Annotated in this window: 11 protein-coding genes; 6 read left to right on the forward strand and 5 right to left on the reverse strand. The window is 68.8% G+C overall.

The genetic code is table 11. The features are described 5' to 3' along the window. Positions 1-46: 46 nt before the first annotated feature. Together BCO18175_RS35885 and BCO18175_RS35890 are read right to left on the reverse strand one after the other, a co-directional pair. Entirely contained in the window at positions 47-1,030 is a 984-nt protein-coding gene (locus tag BCO18175_RS35885) for a LysR family transcriptional regulator (protein ID WP_174988046.1), read from the reverse strand. Between the two features lie 231 nt (positions 1,031-1,261). After that, positions 1,262-2,293: an NAD(P)H-quinone oxidoreductase gene (locus tag BCO18175_RS35890; protein ID WP_174988092.1), complete on the reverse strand. Its 1,032-nt coding sequence runs from the start codon at positions 2,291-2,293 to the stop codon at positions 1,262-1,264. Between the two features lie 173 nt (positions 2,294-2,466). On the opposite strand from BCO18175_RS35890, the gene BCO18175_RS35895 reads away from it, so the two are divergent. After that, positions 2,467-3,360: a LysR family transcriptional regulator gene (locus BCO18175_RS35895; protein WP_254608225.1), complete on the forward strand. Its 894-nt coding sequence runs from the start codon at positions 2,467-2,469 to the stop codon at positions 3,358-3,360. A gap of 43 nt (positions 3,361-3,403) precedes the next feature. Here BCO18175_RS35895 and BCO18175_RS35900 read toward each other — a convergent pair whose 3' ends face one another. Next, positions 3,404-6,172, reverse strand: coding sequence for a LuxR C-terminal-related transcriptional regulator (locus BCO18175_RS35900; protein WP_174988048.1), 2,769 nt, complete (start codon positions 6,170-6,172; stop codon positions 3,404-3,406). A gap of 318 nt (positions 6,173-6,490) precedes the next feature. On the opposite strand from BCO18175_RS35900, the gene BCO18175_RS35905 reads away from it, so the two are divergent. After that, the gene (locus BCO18175_RS35905; RefSeq protein ID WP_174988051.1) at positions 6,491-6,910 is read left to right on the forward strand and encodes a nuclear transport factor 2 family protein; all 420 of its coding nucleotides are present in this window, start codon (positions 6,491-6,493) and stop codon (positions 6,908-6,910) included. A gap of 33 nt (positions 6,911-6,943) precedes the next feature. On the opposite strand, the gene BCO18175_RS35910 is transcribed toward BCO18175_RS35905, so the two are convergent. Then, a complete protein-coding gene (locus tag BCO18175_RS35910) occupies positions 6,944-8,620 on the reverse strand; it encodes a fatty acid--CoA ligase (RefSeq protein WP_438820526.1) in 1,677 nt (558 codons plus the stop codon). 447 nt (positions 8,621-9,067) lie between these two features. Here BCO18175_RS35910 and hchA point away from each other — a divergent pair, with 447 nt between their 5' ends. The 3 genes from hchA (at position 9,068) to BCO18175_RS35925 (ending at position 12,026) form a co-directional block, all read left to right on the forward strand. Continuing rightward, entirely contained in the window at positions 9,068-9,949 is an 882-nt protein-coding gene (hchA, locus tag BCO18175_RS35915; protein WP_174988058.1) for a glyoxalase III HchA, read from the forward strand. Between the two features lie 251 nt (positions 9,950-10,200). After that, positions 10,201-10,938 (forward strand): response regulator, encoded by a 738-nt coding sequence (locus BCO18175_RS35920; RefSeq protein WP_438820311.1) that lies wholly within the window; start codon positions 10,201-10,203, stop codon positions 10,936-10,938. A gap of 2 nt (positions 10,939-10,940) precedes the next feature. After that, a complete protein-coding gene (locus BCO18175_RS35925; protein WP_174988061.1) occupies positions 10,941-12,026 on the forward strand; it encodes an ATP-binding protein in 1,086 nt (361 codons plus the stop codon). Between the two features lie 28 nt (positions 12,027-12,054). On the opposite strand, the gene BCO18175_RS35930 is transcribed toward BCO18175_RS35925, so the two are convergent. Next, on the reverse strand, positions 12,055-12,741 hold the full coding sequence (locus BCO18175_RS35930; protein ID WP_174988064.1) for a hypothetical protein: 687 nt from the start codon (positions 12,739-12,741) through the stop codon (positions 12,055-12,057). A gap of 202 nt (positions 12,742-12,943) precedes the next feature. On the opposite strand from BCO18175_RS35930, the gene BCO18175_RS35935 reads away from it, so the two are divergent. Further along, the gene (locus tag BCO18175_RS35935; RefSeq protein WP_174988067.1) at positions 12,944-14,221 is read left to right on the forward strand and encodes an MFS transporter; all 1,278 of its coding nucleotides are present in this window, start codon (positions 12,944-12,946) and stop codon (positions 14,219-14,221) included. Positions 14,222-14,435: the final 214 nt, after the last annotated feature.

Genomic DNA, 14,435 nt, shown 5'->3' on the forward strand with positions numbered 1-14,435 from the left:
CTCAAGGAACGAACGGAAACTGCGGGGAAACTGCAAGGAAAAGCGGTCAGGCCACCGCACCCGACAACGCACGGGTGCGCGCACGGCCGCGCGGCGCGGCAATCGCTTCGAGCGCGTGCTCGTCGGCCGCCAGTGCGGGCGACAGCGTCGCGCGCAGGTGATCCAGAAAGGTGCGGATCTTCGCGTCCACGAATCGCCGGGACGCGAACATCGCGTAGACGTCGAGCATCGTCAGCCGGTAATCGGGCAGCACGCGGACGAGCCGCCCGCTGCGCAAATCGTCGATGACCGAATAGATCGCGAGCGGACCGATGCCCAGCCCGGCCCGCAGCGCGATCGACAGCGCCTCTGGCGCATTGGCGTGAAACGACGCGGCGGTCACGGTGTGCGCCGCGACGTCCCCGTCGGCACCGTGCAGTTGCCATTCGCCATTCGCGTCGGCAGGCGTATCGAGGCACAGGCATGCATGGCCCGCGAGTTCGGCCGGCGTGCGCGGCGTACCGTGCCGCGCGAGATAGGCCGGCGACGCGACCAGCACGCTGTAGCTCCGGCCGCACGAATGCGCGATATAGCCGGAATCGGGCAGGCTCGACGCGGTGACGACCGACACGTCGTACCCTTCCTCGACGAGATTCGGCAGCCGCTGCGAGTAAGTCATTTCGACGGACACCTCGGGGAAGATCGCCTGATACGCGACGGCCGATGCGGTCACGTGGCTCTGCCCGAGCCCCGGCATCGTATGCACGCGCAGCCGCCCATACGGGCGGACCAGCGCGTTGCGCGCTTCGGCGTTCGCCTGGTCGACGTCGCCGAGGATCGCCAGCAGGCGTTCGAAATAGCGCCGCCCGTTGTCGGTCAGCGCGATCTTGCGGGTCGTCCGGTTCAGCAGCCGGATCTGCGCGTAGTCCTCCAGGCTGGCGACGGCCCGCGACACCTGAGCGGTCGCCATGTCGGACTGCTTCGCGACGGCGGTGAAACTGCCGGCCTGCACGACACGCACGAACGTCCGCATGTTTTCAAGCATGTCCATTTCGATTCATCGTCCATCGCGGCCGTCGCGACATCCGCCAGGCACGCACGCTCGGGCCATCCCGCGCCCGGCCGCGCGGCGCGGCCTCGGTTTCGAACCGCGGCCCGCGATGCGTCGACGTGCCCCTGGGCCATCGCTCGCGCCGCGCGCCGTCATGTTCAGTGGTACCGATTGTCGCCATTCGCCGCGTTGCCTTCAGCCCCCCATCCGGGGGGCTGAAGCGAGGCCCCGTCATGTGGAATGCTTGCCGCCTGCGGCGGATACCGGCGCCCGATCCGCCGCAGGCGTGCGCAGCACGATCTTGCCGATGTGGCGGCCGGAATCCATCAGCGCGTGCGCCGCGCTTGCATCGCGAAGATCGAAGGTCTGGTAGACCTGCGGCTTCACCGTGCCCTGGCGGATCAGCGGCCACACCGCTTCCTCCAGCTCGCGGATGAGTTGCGCCTTCTCCGCGTAGGTGCGCGAGCGCAGCGTCGAGCCGATGTGCGTGAGCCGCTTGGTCAGCATCGGGAACAGGTCGAGTTCCTTCGCGGGCCCGTTGATCACGCCGATCTGGACGATGCGGCCGTTCATCGCGGCTGCCGCGAAATTGCGCGCGACGTAGTCGCCGGCGATGATGTCGACGATCACATCCACGCCCTTGCCGTCGGTGAAGCGCTTGACCGCGTCGACGAAATCCTCGTTGCGGTACTCGATCGCGAGATCCGCGCCGAGCCGCAGGCTTGCTTCGCGCTGGGCTTCCGAGCCCACCGTCGTGATGATGGTCGACGCGCCGAACGCCTTCGCCAGCATCGTCGCGGTCGTGCCGATGCCCGACGCGCCGCCGTGAATCAGCACACTCTCGCCGGCCGTGAACTGGCCGCGCTGGAACAGGTTCAACCAGACCGTCATGAAGGTTTCGGGCATCGCCGCCGCCTCCGTCATGTCGAGGCCTTCGGGAATCGCGAGCGTATTGCTCTCGTTCGCCACCGCGTATTCCGCGTAGCCGCCGCCCGGAATCAGCGCGCAGACTTCGTCGCCGATCGCGAAGCGCGTGACGTCGCGGCCGACCGCGACGACTTCGCCGGCGACTTCGAGGCCAGGAATGTCGGACGCGCCGGGCGGCGGATCGTACAGCCCCTTGCGCTGAAATACGTCGGGGCCGTTCACGCCCGCCGCGTGAATGCGGATCAGCACTTCGTCGGGGCCCGGCGACGGCACGGGACGCGTGGTCGGCACAAGCACTTCGGGGCCGCCGGGGCGCACGATTTCGATCGCCGTCATGTCGGCGGGCAGGGTTTTCACGTCATCAGTCACGATATGATCCTCAACGTTCGTCGATGCGCGGCCGATTCGCGGGTCATCCTCGAATCGTGGCATCGCAATGGGTGTGAAGACAGTCTAGGGACGGTGCCGCTCGCGGGCACGCAGTGAATTGCCGAACGAGGAATGCAAAAATGCATCAGTCAGCACAATCGATGAACTGGGACGACGCACGCGTGTTCCTCGCGATTCATCGCGAACGCACGTTGCGCCGCGCGGCGCAAACGCTCGGGGTCGACCAGGCGACGGTCGGGCGCCGGCTCGCGCAACTCGAGCACATGCTCGGCGCCACGCTGTTCCTGCGTTCGTCGAAGGGCTACCTGACCACGCCGGTCGGCGAGCTGGCGCTGCGCGCCGCCGAGGCGATGGAGCTGCACGCGCACGAACTCGTCCGGCTGACGCAGGGCGTCGACCGGCGGCTCGCCGGCGAGGTCAAGATCACGACGACCGATGCGCTCGCGCTCGAATTCGTGATGCCGTCGATCGCGCGGCTGCATGCGAAGCATCCCGACGTATGCGTGTCGCTGAACACGTCGACTCAAGTCCTGAACCTGGCGAAACGGGAGGCCGACATCGCGGTGCGCACCGTGCGGCCCGACAACCCCGATCTCGTCGCGCGCCGCCTCGCCTGTTGGGACATGGGACTGTTCGCTTCGCACGACTATCTGCAACGGCATGGCGAGCCGGCGCGCGGCAGTGCGTTCGCGGGGCACGACCTGGTCGTCTACCAGCCGTATGTCGACGCAAGCCGGAAGCCGGCGATCGCCGGCGAGCCGATCAATGCCGGGCGCATCGTCGGGCGGATGAATTCGAGCCTGATGATGCGCGCCGCGCTGCGCTCGGGCCTCGGCATCGGCGAAGTGCCGGTGCACATGGGCGAACGCGACGGCCTTGCCCGCATCTGGCCCGCGCAGATGCGGGAAGCGCCCTACGAGGTCTGGCTCGTCACGCATCGCGACCTGCGCCACACCGCGCGCATCCGCGCGACGATCGACGAGATCGTGTCCGCGTTCGACTCGCATCGATGAGCCCGTCGTCCCGTGTCAACGTCAGCGCGCCGCGCGCCCCCGCCTACTCGTCGCCGACGCGCGTGCGGGACGACGCATCGAGCGCCAGCCCGCTGCGCACGGCCTGAATGCGCGACGTGACGTTGAGCTTCTCGAAGATGTTCTTCAGGTGCCACTTGATCGTCTCCGGCGCAACGCGCAGCGCGCGGGCGATCTCCTTGTTCGACAGGCCGCGCGCGACGTAATCGAGAATTTCGACCTCGCGCGCGCTCAGGTTGCCGGCCGTGCCGGGCCGTGCGGCCGGCGCGGCATTCGACGCCCGGTCCGCGTCGAACGCGCGCGCGAGTTCGCGCAGATACCACGCACCGACCGCCGGAAACCGGTCGGCCCGCTTCAGCACGCGCGCCGTCAGGCGTTCGGCCACGGCGCCTTCGTCGACGAACGTGCGCACGAGCCCGTTGCCTTGCCCGTATTCGAGCGCAGGGGCAAGCACGGCCAGTGCGTCGTCTTCCTGACCGGCCTGTTCGAGCGCGACCGCGCGCAGCACGGCGGCCTGCGCGGCGAACCAGTCGAACCCGCGCGCGGCCAGCACGTCGTGCACGATTGCCATGACCCGGGCGGCTTCTTCCGCGCGGGCATCGGCAAGCAGCAGCCGCGCCCGCGCGGACTGCGCCATCTGCCACGTCTCGACGTAGCTCGACGCGGCTTCCGGTGGTTCAGCCGACACCAGCGCCGCCAGCGCCCGCCCGACACGATGAGCCTGTGTCAGCTTCCCCGCGCTCACATGCAGCCGAACACCGGTCGCCATGCAGGCGACGCGCAGCCGCAACCATTGCCGGCTGCAGGCGATGTGATCGGCTTCGTCGAGCATCTCGTGCGCGCGGGCCTCGTTGCCCGACCGGAACTGCAGCACTGCGGCCGTCTGCATGAACCGCAGCAGCGGCCCGAGCGAACACGCCTGCATCGCGATGTCGAAACGGTCGCGCTGTGCTTCGCGCACCTTCGGCCAGTCGTTCCATTCGTAATAGATCGCGGACAGGTAGCCGGCCGACAGCGCCGTCGCCGCCGACAGCCGCCCGGCCGAGCGTTCCGCGCCGCGCAGCGCGGTCTCGAACGTCTTCGACGCATCGTGCAGGCGGCCCGCGACGAATTCGGCGAGGCCGGACATGTTCTGCCGGTAGACATGCGCAAACAGCGGCTCGTGGCCCGACGCCGCACGTTCCGCCCGCGCACGCAGGTCGAGCGCGTCGCCGAGGCGGCCCGCGTAGCCGAGCCCGAAGATGAGCGTCGTCTGCCCGATCTGTTCGACCCACGAGCCGGCCGGTGGGCCGGCCGCCAGCACGCGCTCGCCGAGCTCGAGCGACTCGATGCTCCGGTCCGACAGCCCCGCGATAAGCGAGCGGACGCCGAGCAGCTCGGTCGAAGTGATCGCATCCGTGCCTAGCCGCCTTGCGTCGATATCCGCTTCGATCGCCTCCAGCGCGCGGCGCGCGTCGACCATCTGCATCGACAACGCCAGCGCCCACACGTGGGCGATCCGCAGCCGCAGACGGCTCGCCAGTGCCGGCTCCGGCAAGCGCGACACCCAGTCGAGCACGGTGCGCACGTCGCTGGCGGCGATCAGCTTCATCGCACACGCCTCGACCCACCCGGCGGCCGCGTCGAAATCGCCGGCGGCGAGCGCATGCCTGACCGCATCCGGCCATTGCCGTTCGGCCGCGTACCACGCGCTCGCGCGGCGATGCAGCGCGGCGACCTCGTCCGGCAGGCGCAACGTCAGCTCCTCGCGCAGGTATTGCAGGAACAGCGCGTGATAGCGATAGCTCCGACGGCCGCCGTCGACCGAGCGGATGAACAGGTTGTGCGCGCTCAGCCATTCCAGGCACTCGACGGCATCGTCGCGGCCCGTCAGCGCATCGCACAGCGCGGGCGTCATCCGGTCCAGCACGGCCGTGCAGAGCAGGAAATGACGGATCGCGTCCGGCACCTGCGTCATCACGTTCTCGTTCAGGTACGCGGCAATGCCGGCGCGCGCATGGCTTACCTGCTCGGCGACGCGCGCCGCATCGTCGTCGTCGCGCAACGCGAGCGCCGCGAGCTGCAGGCCCGACACCCAGCCTTCGGTGGCCGCGCGCAGCCGCCCGACGTTTTCCGCGCTGAGCGGCTTGCCGGCGACGCGCTCGAAGAACGCGCGCGTCTCCGCTTCATCGAAGCGCAGATCGTCCTCGTCGACCCGGACGAGCTCGTCGCGCGATTCGAAATAGCTGAGCGGCAACGCGGGCGCCGAGCGGCACGACAGCATCACGTGCAGGTTCGATGGCGCATAGCGCAGCAGCTCGAACATCGCGTCGTGGATGACGGGCGACGCGAGGCGGTCGTAGTCGTCGAGCATCAGGAACAGCTCGACGCCCGCGACCTCCAGCTCGTTGAGCAATTCGTCGAACACGATCTTCAGCGGAATCAGCGCGCGGTCGCGCAGCAGCCGCTGCGCGCGGCCGCCGACCCCGCCCGTCGCGTCGACGATCGCCGCCACCACATACGACGAGAAGATCGACGCGTTGTCGTCGTCCTGGTCGAGGCTCACCCAGGCGACCTTCACGTTCGTCGCCACGAGCGCGTGGCGCCATTCCGCCAGCACGGTCGTCTTGCCGTACCCGGCCGGCGCGCAGACGAGCGTCAGCCGGCGATCGAGGCCGCGCGCGAGCCGGCCGAACCGCGCGATGCGCGACACGATTCCACGGGCCGATGCCGGTGCGAGCTTGGTGCGCACCAGCACTTCGATCCCCTCGGCGTCCGCAGGCCCTGCTGCTTGTCTGCTGTCGCTGGACGTCATGCTGTTCCTGTTCTCCTTGCGCTGCGCGCGTGCGTCCGCCTGGAAGGCCAGGCCGGCGCGCGGCGCGGTGCCGCCTCGCGTCGAAACAGCATAGCGACACGGCGACGGCCCTCATAAGTAGGTGATGTCCGTACCGCGGCGCGCGCCGGTCGAACGGAAGGACTCGCATTGTTCTCGATCGGGCGGGTGCTGTTCAGCCCCCCATTCGGGGGGCTACCGCGCCGGGAAAGTCGCTCCATCCTGACCGGAAAGTGTCCTGCACAGCCGGTTCGCGCCGCGCGTCGGGACCGTTGCCCAGCCTTTCCGCCAGGAGTCCGCATGAACCGTCGCGACGTCGTCGCCACCTTTTTCGACCGGTATCGCCAGCATGACATCGAAGGCATGCTCGCGCTCTTCTCCCCCGCTGCCGCCCTCGATTACGTGCCGGCCGGCGCGGCCGCTCCGGTGGCCACGCACGGAAGGATGATCTGGGGCGCGCTGCTGGACGCGTTCCCGGACCTGTCGAACGGGATCGACGCCATTCATGCGGATGATGCCGGCCGCCACGCCACCGCCGAGGTCACGATCCGCGGCACGCAGGCGCGGGACTTTCTCGGCATCCGGAATCGCGGCCGGTCGTTCACGCTCCGGCACGCGTTCGTGTTCGAGTTCGATGCCGACGGCCGCATCGCGCGGCTGGCCGCCTACTGGGACAATGTCCGGCTCTTCGAGGATCTCGGCAAGACGACGCTCGGATGAGCGGGCGCGGCCGGCGCCCGGCCGGCCGCCCCGTCACGCGGGCTGGTAGCGCTCCCGCAGCGCCCGCTTGTTGATCTTCCCGACGCTCGTCTTCTCGATCGCATCGACGATCAGCAGCCGTTCCGGCACCGCGTACCGCGAGATCAGCCCGCGATCGGCCACCTGCTTCACGTGCGCCTGCAACTCGGCCGGCCCGACGCGCCCCACATGATCGTCGGCCAGCACGACGAGCGCGAGCGGCCGCTCGCCCCAGCGCGCGTCCTTCACGCCGATGACGGCCGATTCGCGTACGGCGGGATGGCGTGACAGGATGTCCTCGAGTTCCAGCGACGACACCCATTCACCGCCCGTCTTGATCACGTCCTTGATCCGGTCGGTGATCTGCAGCCGGCCATCCGGATCGATCACGCCGATGTCGTTCGTATGGAGATAGCCGCCGGCCCACAGCGACGCCGACGCCGGCGCGTCGCCGAGATAGCCGGCCGTCGCCCACGGCATGCGGACGACGACTTCGCCTGCCGCGCGGCCGTCATGCGGCACGTCGCGAAAGTGAGGATCGACGATGCGCAGGTCGACGAGCGGCAGCGGCAGCCCCGCCTTGGTCCGGCGCGCGAGCTCGTCGTCAGCCGTGCCGTTCGCCATCGGCGACGCATCGACCTGGGCGATCGTCATCAGCGGGCAGGTCTCCGACATCCCGTAGCCGGTGTACACGTCGATGCCGCGCGCGAGCGCCGCCCGCGCGAGCCCTTCCGGCAACGGCGAGCCGCCGACCACCACCTTCCACGACGAGAGATCGACCGACGCCGATGCGGGGCAGTCGAGGATCATGCCGAGCAGGGTCGGCACGCAGTGCGAGAACGTCACCGACTCGCGCTCGATCAGCGCCAGCAGCCCGTCGGGCGAGTAGCGCCCCGGATAGACCTGCTTGAGCCCGAGCGTGGTCGCGATATAAGGCAGCCCCCACGCGTGCACGTGGAACATCGGCGTGATCGGCATGTAGACATCGTCGCGATGCAGGCGCCCGCGATCGCGTGCGCTCGACAGCGCGGCCATCCCGGCCAGCGTGTGCAGCACGAGCTGGCGATGGCTGAACGCAACGCCTTTCGGCAGCCCCGTCGTGCCGGTCGTATAGAACGTCGTCGCGCGCGTGTTCTCGTCGAAATCGCCGAACACGAAATCGGGCGAGCTGGCCGCGACGAGCCGTTCGTATTCGTCGGCAAAGCCGTCGGGCAGCCCGGTCTCGGCGCCGTCCGCGATCAGCACGAAGTGCTGCGCCGCGACGAGCCGGTCGCGGATGCCGTCCAGCAACGGCAGGAAATCGCGATGCACCAGCACGACGCGCGCGCCGCAATGGTTCAGCGTATGGAGCAGCTGGTCGGGCGACAGCCTGACGTTCGCGGTCATCAGCACCGCGCCCATCATCGGGATCGCGTAATAACACTCCAGGTAGCGGTGGCTGTCCCAGTCCATCACGGCGACCGTATCGCCCGCGCCGACGCCGAGCGACGTCAGCCCGCTCGCCAGTTGCCCGATGCGATGCCGGAACGTCCAGTAATCGTGCCGGACCTGATCGCCGTACACGATCTCCTGCTCGGGCCGCGTCGCGAGCGGCGTGTGAAGCAGCTGCTTGATCAGCAGCGGATACGCATGCGCGGACGGGGCCGGCGCATCGTGCAAATGCGGCTGTGACGGATTCATGAATGGCTCCATAAGCGACCGGTCAGGCACGATGCCGGCCGGGCAAAGATGCACTCCCGCAGCGACACGGCCCGTACGTACGGCGAGTCCGGTCCGGTCTTTGCGAGTGCGGCCACGATACCCGACGCGCCGGCTTCGGCGTCCCCCCCTGTCAGGGGGAGCCGGCGGCCACGCAGGCCCGGCAGACATCCGCGCGTCACGTGCCGGGCGTATCCACGACGGTGTGCGCAAGGTGCGCGGCGCGGTGTCATGACCCACCTGATCGGGGGGGCGTGGCGCGACGGGTGCCGCTGTACGATTCATGACGGCGCGCAACCGGTTCTTCGGGACACGCGTCCCCTCGCCCCGGGCATGAACGGAGGCCCACGCCGCCGATTCGAAACCGTGCATGCGCAATGCACGCGTTTTGGCCGTTTTCCATGCCGAATCCTCAATCCGTCCCCCGAGAAAGGAGCAGCCATGACTTCCGAACAGCCGCAGATGGACAGAACGCCCACGCCCGATCCGGCCGAAAACAACGCGTACTTTCCGTCCCCGTATTCGCTGTCGCAGTACACGTCGTCGAAGACCGATTTCACCGGCGCGGATTACCCGAATCCGTACACGGGCGGCAAGTGGAAGGTGCTGATGATCGCGACCGACGAGCGCTACGTCCTGATGACGAACGGCAAGATGTTCTCGACCGGCAATCATCCGGTCGAAATGCTGCTGCCGATGCATCACATGGACCAGGCCGGCTTCGAGATCGATATCGCGACGCTGTCGGGCAACCCCGCGAAACTCGAACTCTGGGCGATGCCGGACGCGGACGAGGCGGTGCAAGGCACGTACCGGAAGTACCTGCCGAAGCTCAAGACGCCGCTGAAGCTGTCCGACGTGCTCGACGCCAACCTCGGCCCCGAATCGCCGTACATCGCGGTGTTCATCCCGGGCGGCCACGGCGTCCTCGCCGGCATTCCGTACAGCAAGGACGTGAAGCGCGCGCTGCACTGGGCGCTCGACTACGACCGGCACATCATCACGCTGTGCCACGGGCCCGCGAGCCTGCTCTCGGCCGCCGTGGACGAGGATCCGCAGGACTACCCGTTCAAGGGCTACGAGATGTGCGTGTTCCCGGATGCGCTCGACACCGGCCCGAATCTGGACATCGGCTACATGCCGGGCCCGCTGCCGTGGCTCGTCGCGCAAAGCCTGGAACAGCTCGGTGCGAAGGTGCTCAACAAGGACATGACCGGCCGCTGCCATCAGGACCGCAAGCTGATCACGGGCGACAGCCCGCTCGCGTCGAACGGCATCGGCAAGCTCGCGGCCGCGGCGCTGCTGAAGGAAATCGGCCACTGACGCGGGCCGCCCCGCGATCGGTCGGCACCGCGGGCGCGATGCGATGCGCTTCGCGCACCTGCAGGTTGCCGATATGAGACCCGCCCGCCGCCGCGGGCGCGGGCCGGCCTCATCGAGCCGGGCCATCATCGCCATACCGTTCGTGAACACGCCGGCACGAGCCGGCGCGCACCGCCGCCCGGCCTCTGCTCGGCGGTGTTTCCCATGCGGTAGTATGGCGGCTCGATGGAAACCCCGATGGACTCACACGAATGGCCCTGCCTGATCTCCCGACCCCTTCCAGCGCCGGCCAGGACGCCCAGGCACTCGTCCTCATCGCCGAAGACGAACCCGAGATCGCCGAGATCCTGACCGCCTATCTCGCGCGCGGCGGCCTGCGCACCGTGCACGCGGCCGACGGCCGCCGCGCACTGGAACTGCACCTGCAGCTCAAGCCCGACCTCGTGCTGCTCGACGTGCAGATGCCGCACGTCGACGGCTGGAAAGTGCTCGCCGAAATCCGTCATCGCGGCGACACGCCCGTCATCATGCTGACCGCGCTCGACCAGGACATCGACAAGCTCACCGGCCTGCGCATCGGTGCCGACGATTACGTGGTGAAGCCGTTCAATCCCGCCGAAGTCGTCGCGCGCGCGCAGGCGGTGCTGCGTCGCTCGATGGCCGGCGCCCGCCAGGAAGAACAGCGCGTGCTGCGGGTCGCACCGTTCGAGATCGACCTCGAACACCACGAAGCCACGCTCGAAGTAGGCAGCGAGCGGCACACGCTCGTGCTGACGCTCACCGAGTTCAAGCTGCTCGCGCAGCTCGCGCGCGCGCCGCGGCGCGTGTTCAGCCGCGCCGAGCTGATGGCCACCTGCCTGCCGGAAGGCGACGCGCTGGAGCGCACGGTGGACAGCCACGTCAGCAAGCTGCGCAAGAAGCTGGACGACCTCGGCGTGCAGGGCGTGCCCGTCAGCGTGCGCGGCGTCGGCTACAAGCTCTGGAGCTGAACGTGAAGCTCGATGGCCTGAGCCGGCAGATCGCGCTGACGATGGCCGCGATGGCGTTCGGCGTGACGCTGCTGGTGGTGCTCACCGCCTACACCTTCTACTACTTCGCCTACAACTACTGGCCCGCGCACTTCGACACGAAGAACCTGGTGCCGACCGCGCCGGAATGGGTGTGGCTGGTCTCGACCACGTTGGTCGGCCTCGTGCTGTCGGTCGCGGTCGCCATCAATCTCGCGCGTCGCATCCTCGTACCGCTGAATTCGGTCACGGACAGCATTCGCCGCGTCGCGCGCGGCGATCTCGGCGCGCGCGCCGTTGCAGGCGACCGCTCGCTGCACGAAGCCGCGCTGCTCGCCGACAACTTCAACGCGCTCGCCGGCGAGCTGCAGCGCGTGACCAACGAGCAGGCGATCTGGAACGCCGCGATCGCACACGAGCTGCGCACGCCCGTCACGGTGCTGCGCGGGCGCCTGCAGGGGCTCGCCGAAGGCGTGTTCACTCCCGACGAAGCGCAGTTCCGCAGCCTGCTCGCACAGGTCGAAGGGCTGACGCGGCTGATCGAGGATCTGCGCGTGGTCAGCCTCGCGGATGGCGGCCACCTGAGCATCGAGATCCGCGACGCCGATCTTGCCGCCGAGGTACGCGCCGTGGTCGACGTGTTCGCGCACGCGCTGCAGGCCGCCGGCCAGCATCCGGTGCTCGACCTCGACACGCGGAGCATGCGCTGCGACCCGGTGCGCATCCGTCAGGCGCTGCTGGCGCTGCTGGAAAATGCACGCCGCCACGCGGTGCCCGGCACGATCCGGATCCAGACGCGCATCGAAGAAGGAATGTGCCGGCTGCGCGTCGAGGACGACGGCCCCGGCATCCCGGCGGATTTCGCGCCGCACGTGTTCAAGGCCTTCCGCCGCGTTGACGAGTCGCAGCCCGGCGGCAGCGGCCTCGGGCTCGCCGTCGTCGCGGCGATCGCGCATGCGCACCACGGCGAAGCCGTCTGCGTGCCGACCGGCGCGGGCGGTACGCGGTTCGAAGTGCAGTGGCCCGACAACCTCGTACCGGCGCCGGACAACGAGCGCTTTCCGGCTTAAGACGCCGCCTTTGCGACGCCTTTGACCGTCACGCGCGCGGTTCGCGCCCGACCTGTTCGAGCGGCGGGTTGAACCCGAGCACCGTGTACTCCCGCACGGACACTTTCCCTTTCCCCGCCGCGCCCTGCACGACGACCGCGCGCACGGCGCCGGCCCGGTCGAATTTCAGGCGGGTGCCGACGGTCGCATTGCGCAGCGCCTCCAGCTCCTCGATCCGCGCGATCGCCAGCTTGCGCACCGCGCCGGATACGTACACCGGCAGGAACACCAGCGCGATGAAGATCGACACCGCGTCCTTCGAAGCGGTGTCGAGCACCGGCTGACCCGACATCACGAGCGACAGCGACGTCGCCGCGACGAAGATCGCGAGCACGGTCGCGCCCACGCCGAGCGACGAGAACCGCTCGGCCGCCTTTTTCATGCGTGCCTTCACGAGCGCGCGCGTGGTCGCGGCGGGCACCAGCCATTCGCGCTGCGCGCCGTGGTACCCGGCGAAGCCGAGGAACAGCGTCGCGACGGCGCTGACGGCGATGCTGGTGTACAGCGCGTCGAACAGCATGCAGATGAATTCGAGCGCGAACACGATCACCGGCGGCCACAGCAGCAGACGGAACGAATAGCCGTCGCGGCCATGCCCGCGGATCCACCATTTCACCGGCGGCAGCTCCCAGAAGCGGCTCTCGCGGCGGAGTGAAAGTTCTTCGTCGTCGGTCAATTCTTCACCTGTGGTGTTCCATTGCGTCGGGTACGGCCGATGCAGATGATGCCGCTGATGCCGCAGAAACGGGAATGAATACCTGGGGTTATCGATTGATCCCAAAGATTCATTAGACAGTGTCTCCGCCGCCGCGCGATGCTGGCCCGGCCAGTGAACGCGGTGTCATTGCCACGCCGCGCACGAGAATGGAGTGAGACACATGCCTAACGACCCTCGTCAACGGCGCCACACGCTGTGGCTGCTGTGCGCGCTTTCGTTCATCCTCTACGTCGACCGCGTCAACCTCGCGACCGCGGCCGGCGCGATCAAGGCCGAACTCGGCCTGTCGAATACCGAACTCGGCGTCGCATTCTCCGCGTTCGCGTATTCGTATGCAATCTGCCAGATCGGCGGCGGCTGGATCGCCGACCGGTTCGGCGCCCGCATCACGCTGATCGGCTGCGGGCTGATCTGGGTCGTGTCAACCTTCGCGACCGGGCTCGTGCACAGCCTCGGGCTGCTGTTCGCCGCACGCCTGCTGCTCGGCATCGGCGAAGGCGCGACGCTGCCCGCCCAGGCCCGCGCGATCACCCACTGGTTCCCGCGCGAGCGGCGCGGCGTCGTGCAGGGCTTCACGCATTCGTTCTCGCGGCTCGGCAACGCGGTCACGCCGCCGATCGTCGCCGCGCTGATGACGTGGCTGTCGTGGCGCGCGGCGTTCTTCGTGATCGGCGCGGTGACGCTCGTGTGGCTCGCGTGGTGGATCGTCGGCTTCCGCGAACATCCGCTCGGCGACGAAACCGGCAACGGCCGCCCGCGCGCCGCGCGCCCCGCGCCGCCCGCCGGCCCGACGCCGTGGGGGCCGCTGTTCCGCCGGATGGCGCCGACCATCTTCGTCTACTTCTGCTACGGCTGGACCGCGTGGCTGTTCTTCACGTGGCTGCCGACGTTCTTCCTGAACGGCCAGGGCCTGAACCTGAAGTCGACCGCGCTGTTCGCGTCCGGCGTGTTCTTCGCGGGCGTGGTCGGCGACACGCTCGGCGGCTGGCTGTGCGACCGCATCTACCGGAAGACCGACAACCTCGCGCTATCGCGCCAGAGCGTGATCGTCGCGAGCTTCGTCGGCGCGCTCGTGTGCCTGCTGCCGCTCGCGGTCGTGCACTCGACGGCCGGCGTCGCGTTGTGCCTGTCGGGGTCGTTCCTGTGCCTCGAACTGACGATCGGGCCGATCTGGGCCGTGCCGAGCGACATCGCGCCGACCCACGCCGGCATCGCGAGCGGGATGATGAACGCGGGCTCCGCGATTTCGGGGATCCTGTCGCCGATCCTGTTCGGCTATCTCGTCGATCGCACGGGGAGCTGGACCGTGCCGTTCATCGGCTCGGTCGCGATGCTGCTGATCGGCATCGTCGCCGCGCTGCGGATCCGCCCGGAGCGCACGCTGGCGGAATCGATGCCGGCGCTCGCCGACGCGCCCGCCGCGCCGTCGGCGCACTGAGGCCGTTCGCTTCGGGTTCACCTGCCTTATCCGTCTCGCCGGCGTCGCAATCACGTTTCATCGCGTTCCGCGACGCGGGTGCATGACTGGTTCGGCTGGCTCGGTTGGCCCGGTTGGCCCGGTTGGCCCGGTTGGCTCGGTTGGCTCGGTTGGCTCGGTTGGCTCGGTTGGCTCGGTTGGCTCGGTTGGCTCGGTTGGCTCGGTTGGCTCGGTT

This window comes from Burkholderia lata (assembly GCF_902499335.1).
GTDB classification, from domain to species: Bacteria; Pseudomonadota; Gammaproteobacteria; order Burkholderiales; family Burkholderiaceae; genus Burkholderia; species Burkholderia lata_B.

What these genes read in the sequence shown, in the direction of transcription:
- BCO18175_RS35885 (WP_174988046.1), bottom strand. Translation starts at nt 1,030, where the DNA reads ATGGACATGCTTGAAAACATGCGGACGTTCGTGCGTGTCGTGCAGGCC.
- BCO18175_RS35890 (WP_174988092.1), bottom strand. Translation starts at nt 2,293, where the DNA reads ATGACGGCGATCGAAATCGTGCGCCCCGGCGGCCCCGAAGTGCTTGTG.
- BCO18175_RS35895 (WP_254608225.1), top strand. Translation starts at nt 2,467, where the DNA reads ATGCATCAGTCAGCACAATCGATGAACTGGGACGACGCACGCGTGTTC.
- BCO18175_RS35900 (WP_174988048.1), bottom strand. Translation starts at nt 6,172, where the DNA reads ATGACGTCCAGCGACAGCAGACAAGCAGCAGGGCCTGCGGACGCCGAG.
- BCO18175_RS35905 (WP_174988051.1), top strand. Translation starts at nt 6,491, where the DNA reads ATGAACCGTCGCGACGTCGTCGCCACCTTTTTCGACCGGTATCGCCAG.
- BCO18175_RS35910 (WP_438820526.1), bottom strand. Translation starts at nt 8,620, where the DNA reads ATGGAGCCATTCATGAATCCGTCACAGCCGCATTTGCACGATGCGCCG.
- hchA (WP_174988058.1), top strand. Translation starts at nt 9,068, where the DNA reads ATGACTTCCGAACAGCCGCAGATGGACAGAACGCCCACGCCCGATCCG.
- BCO18175_RS35920 (WP_438820311.1), top strand. Translation starts at nt 10,201, where the DNA reads ATGGCCCTGCCTGATCTCCCGACCCCTTCCAGCGCCGGCCAGGACGCC.
- BCO18175_RS35935 (WP_174988067.1), top strand. Translation starts at nt 12,944, where the DNA reads ATGCCTAACGACCCTCGTCAACGGCGCCACACGCTGTGGCTGCTGTGC.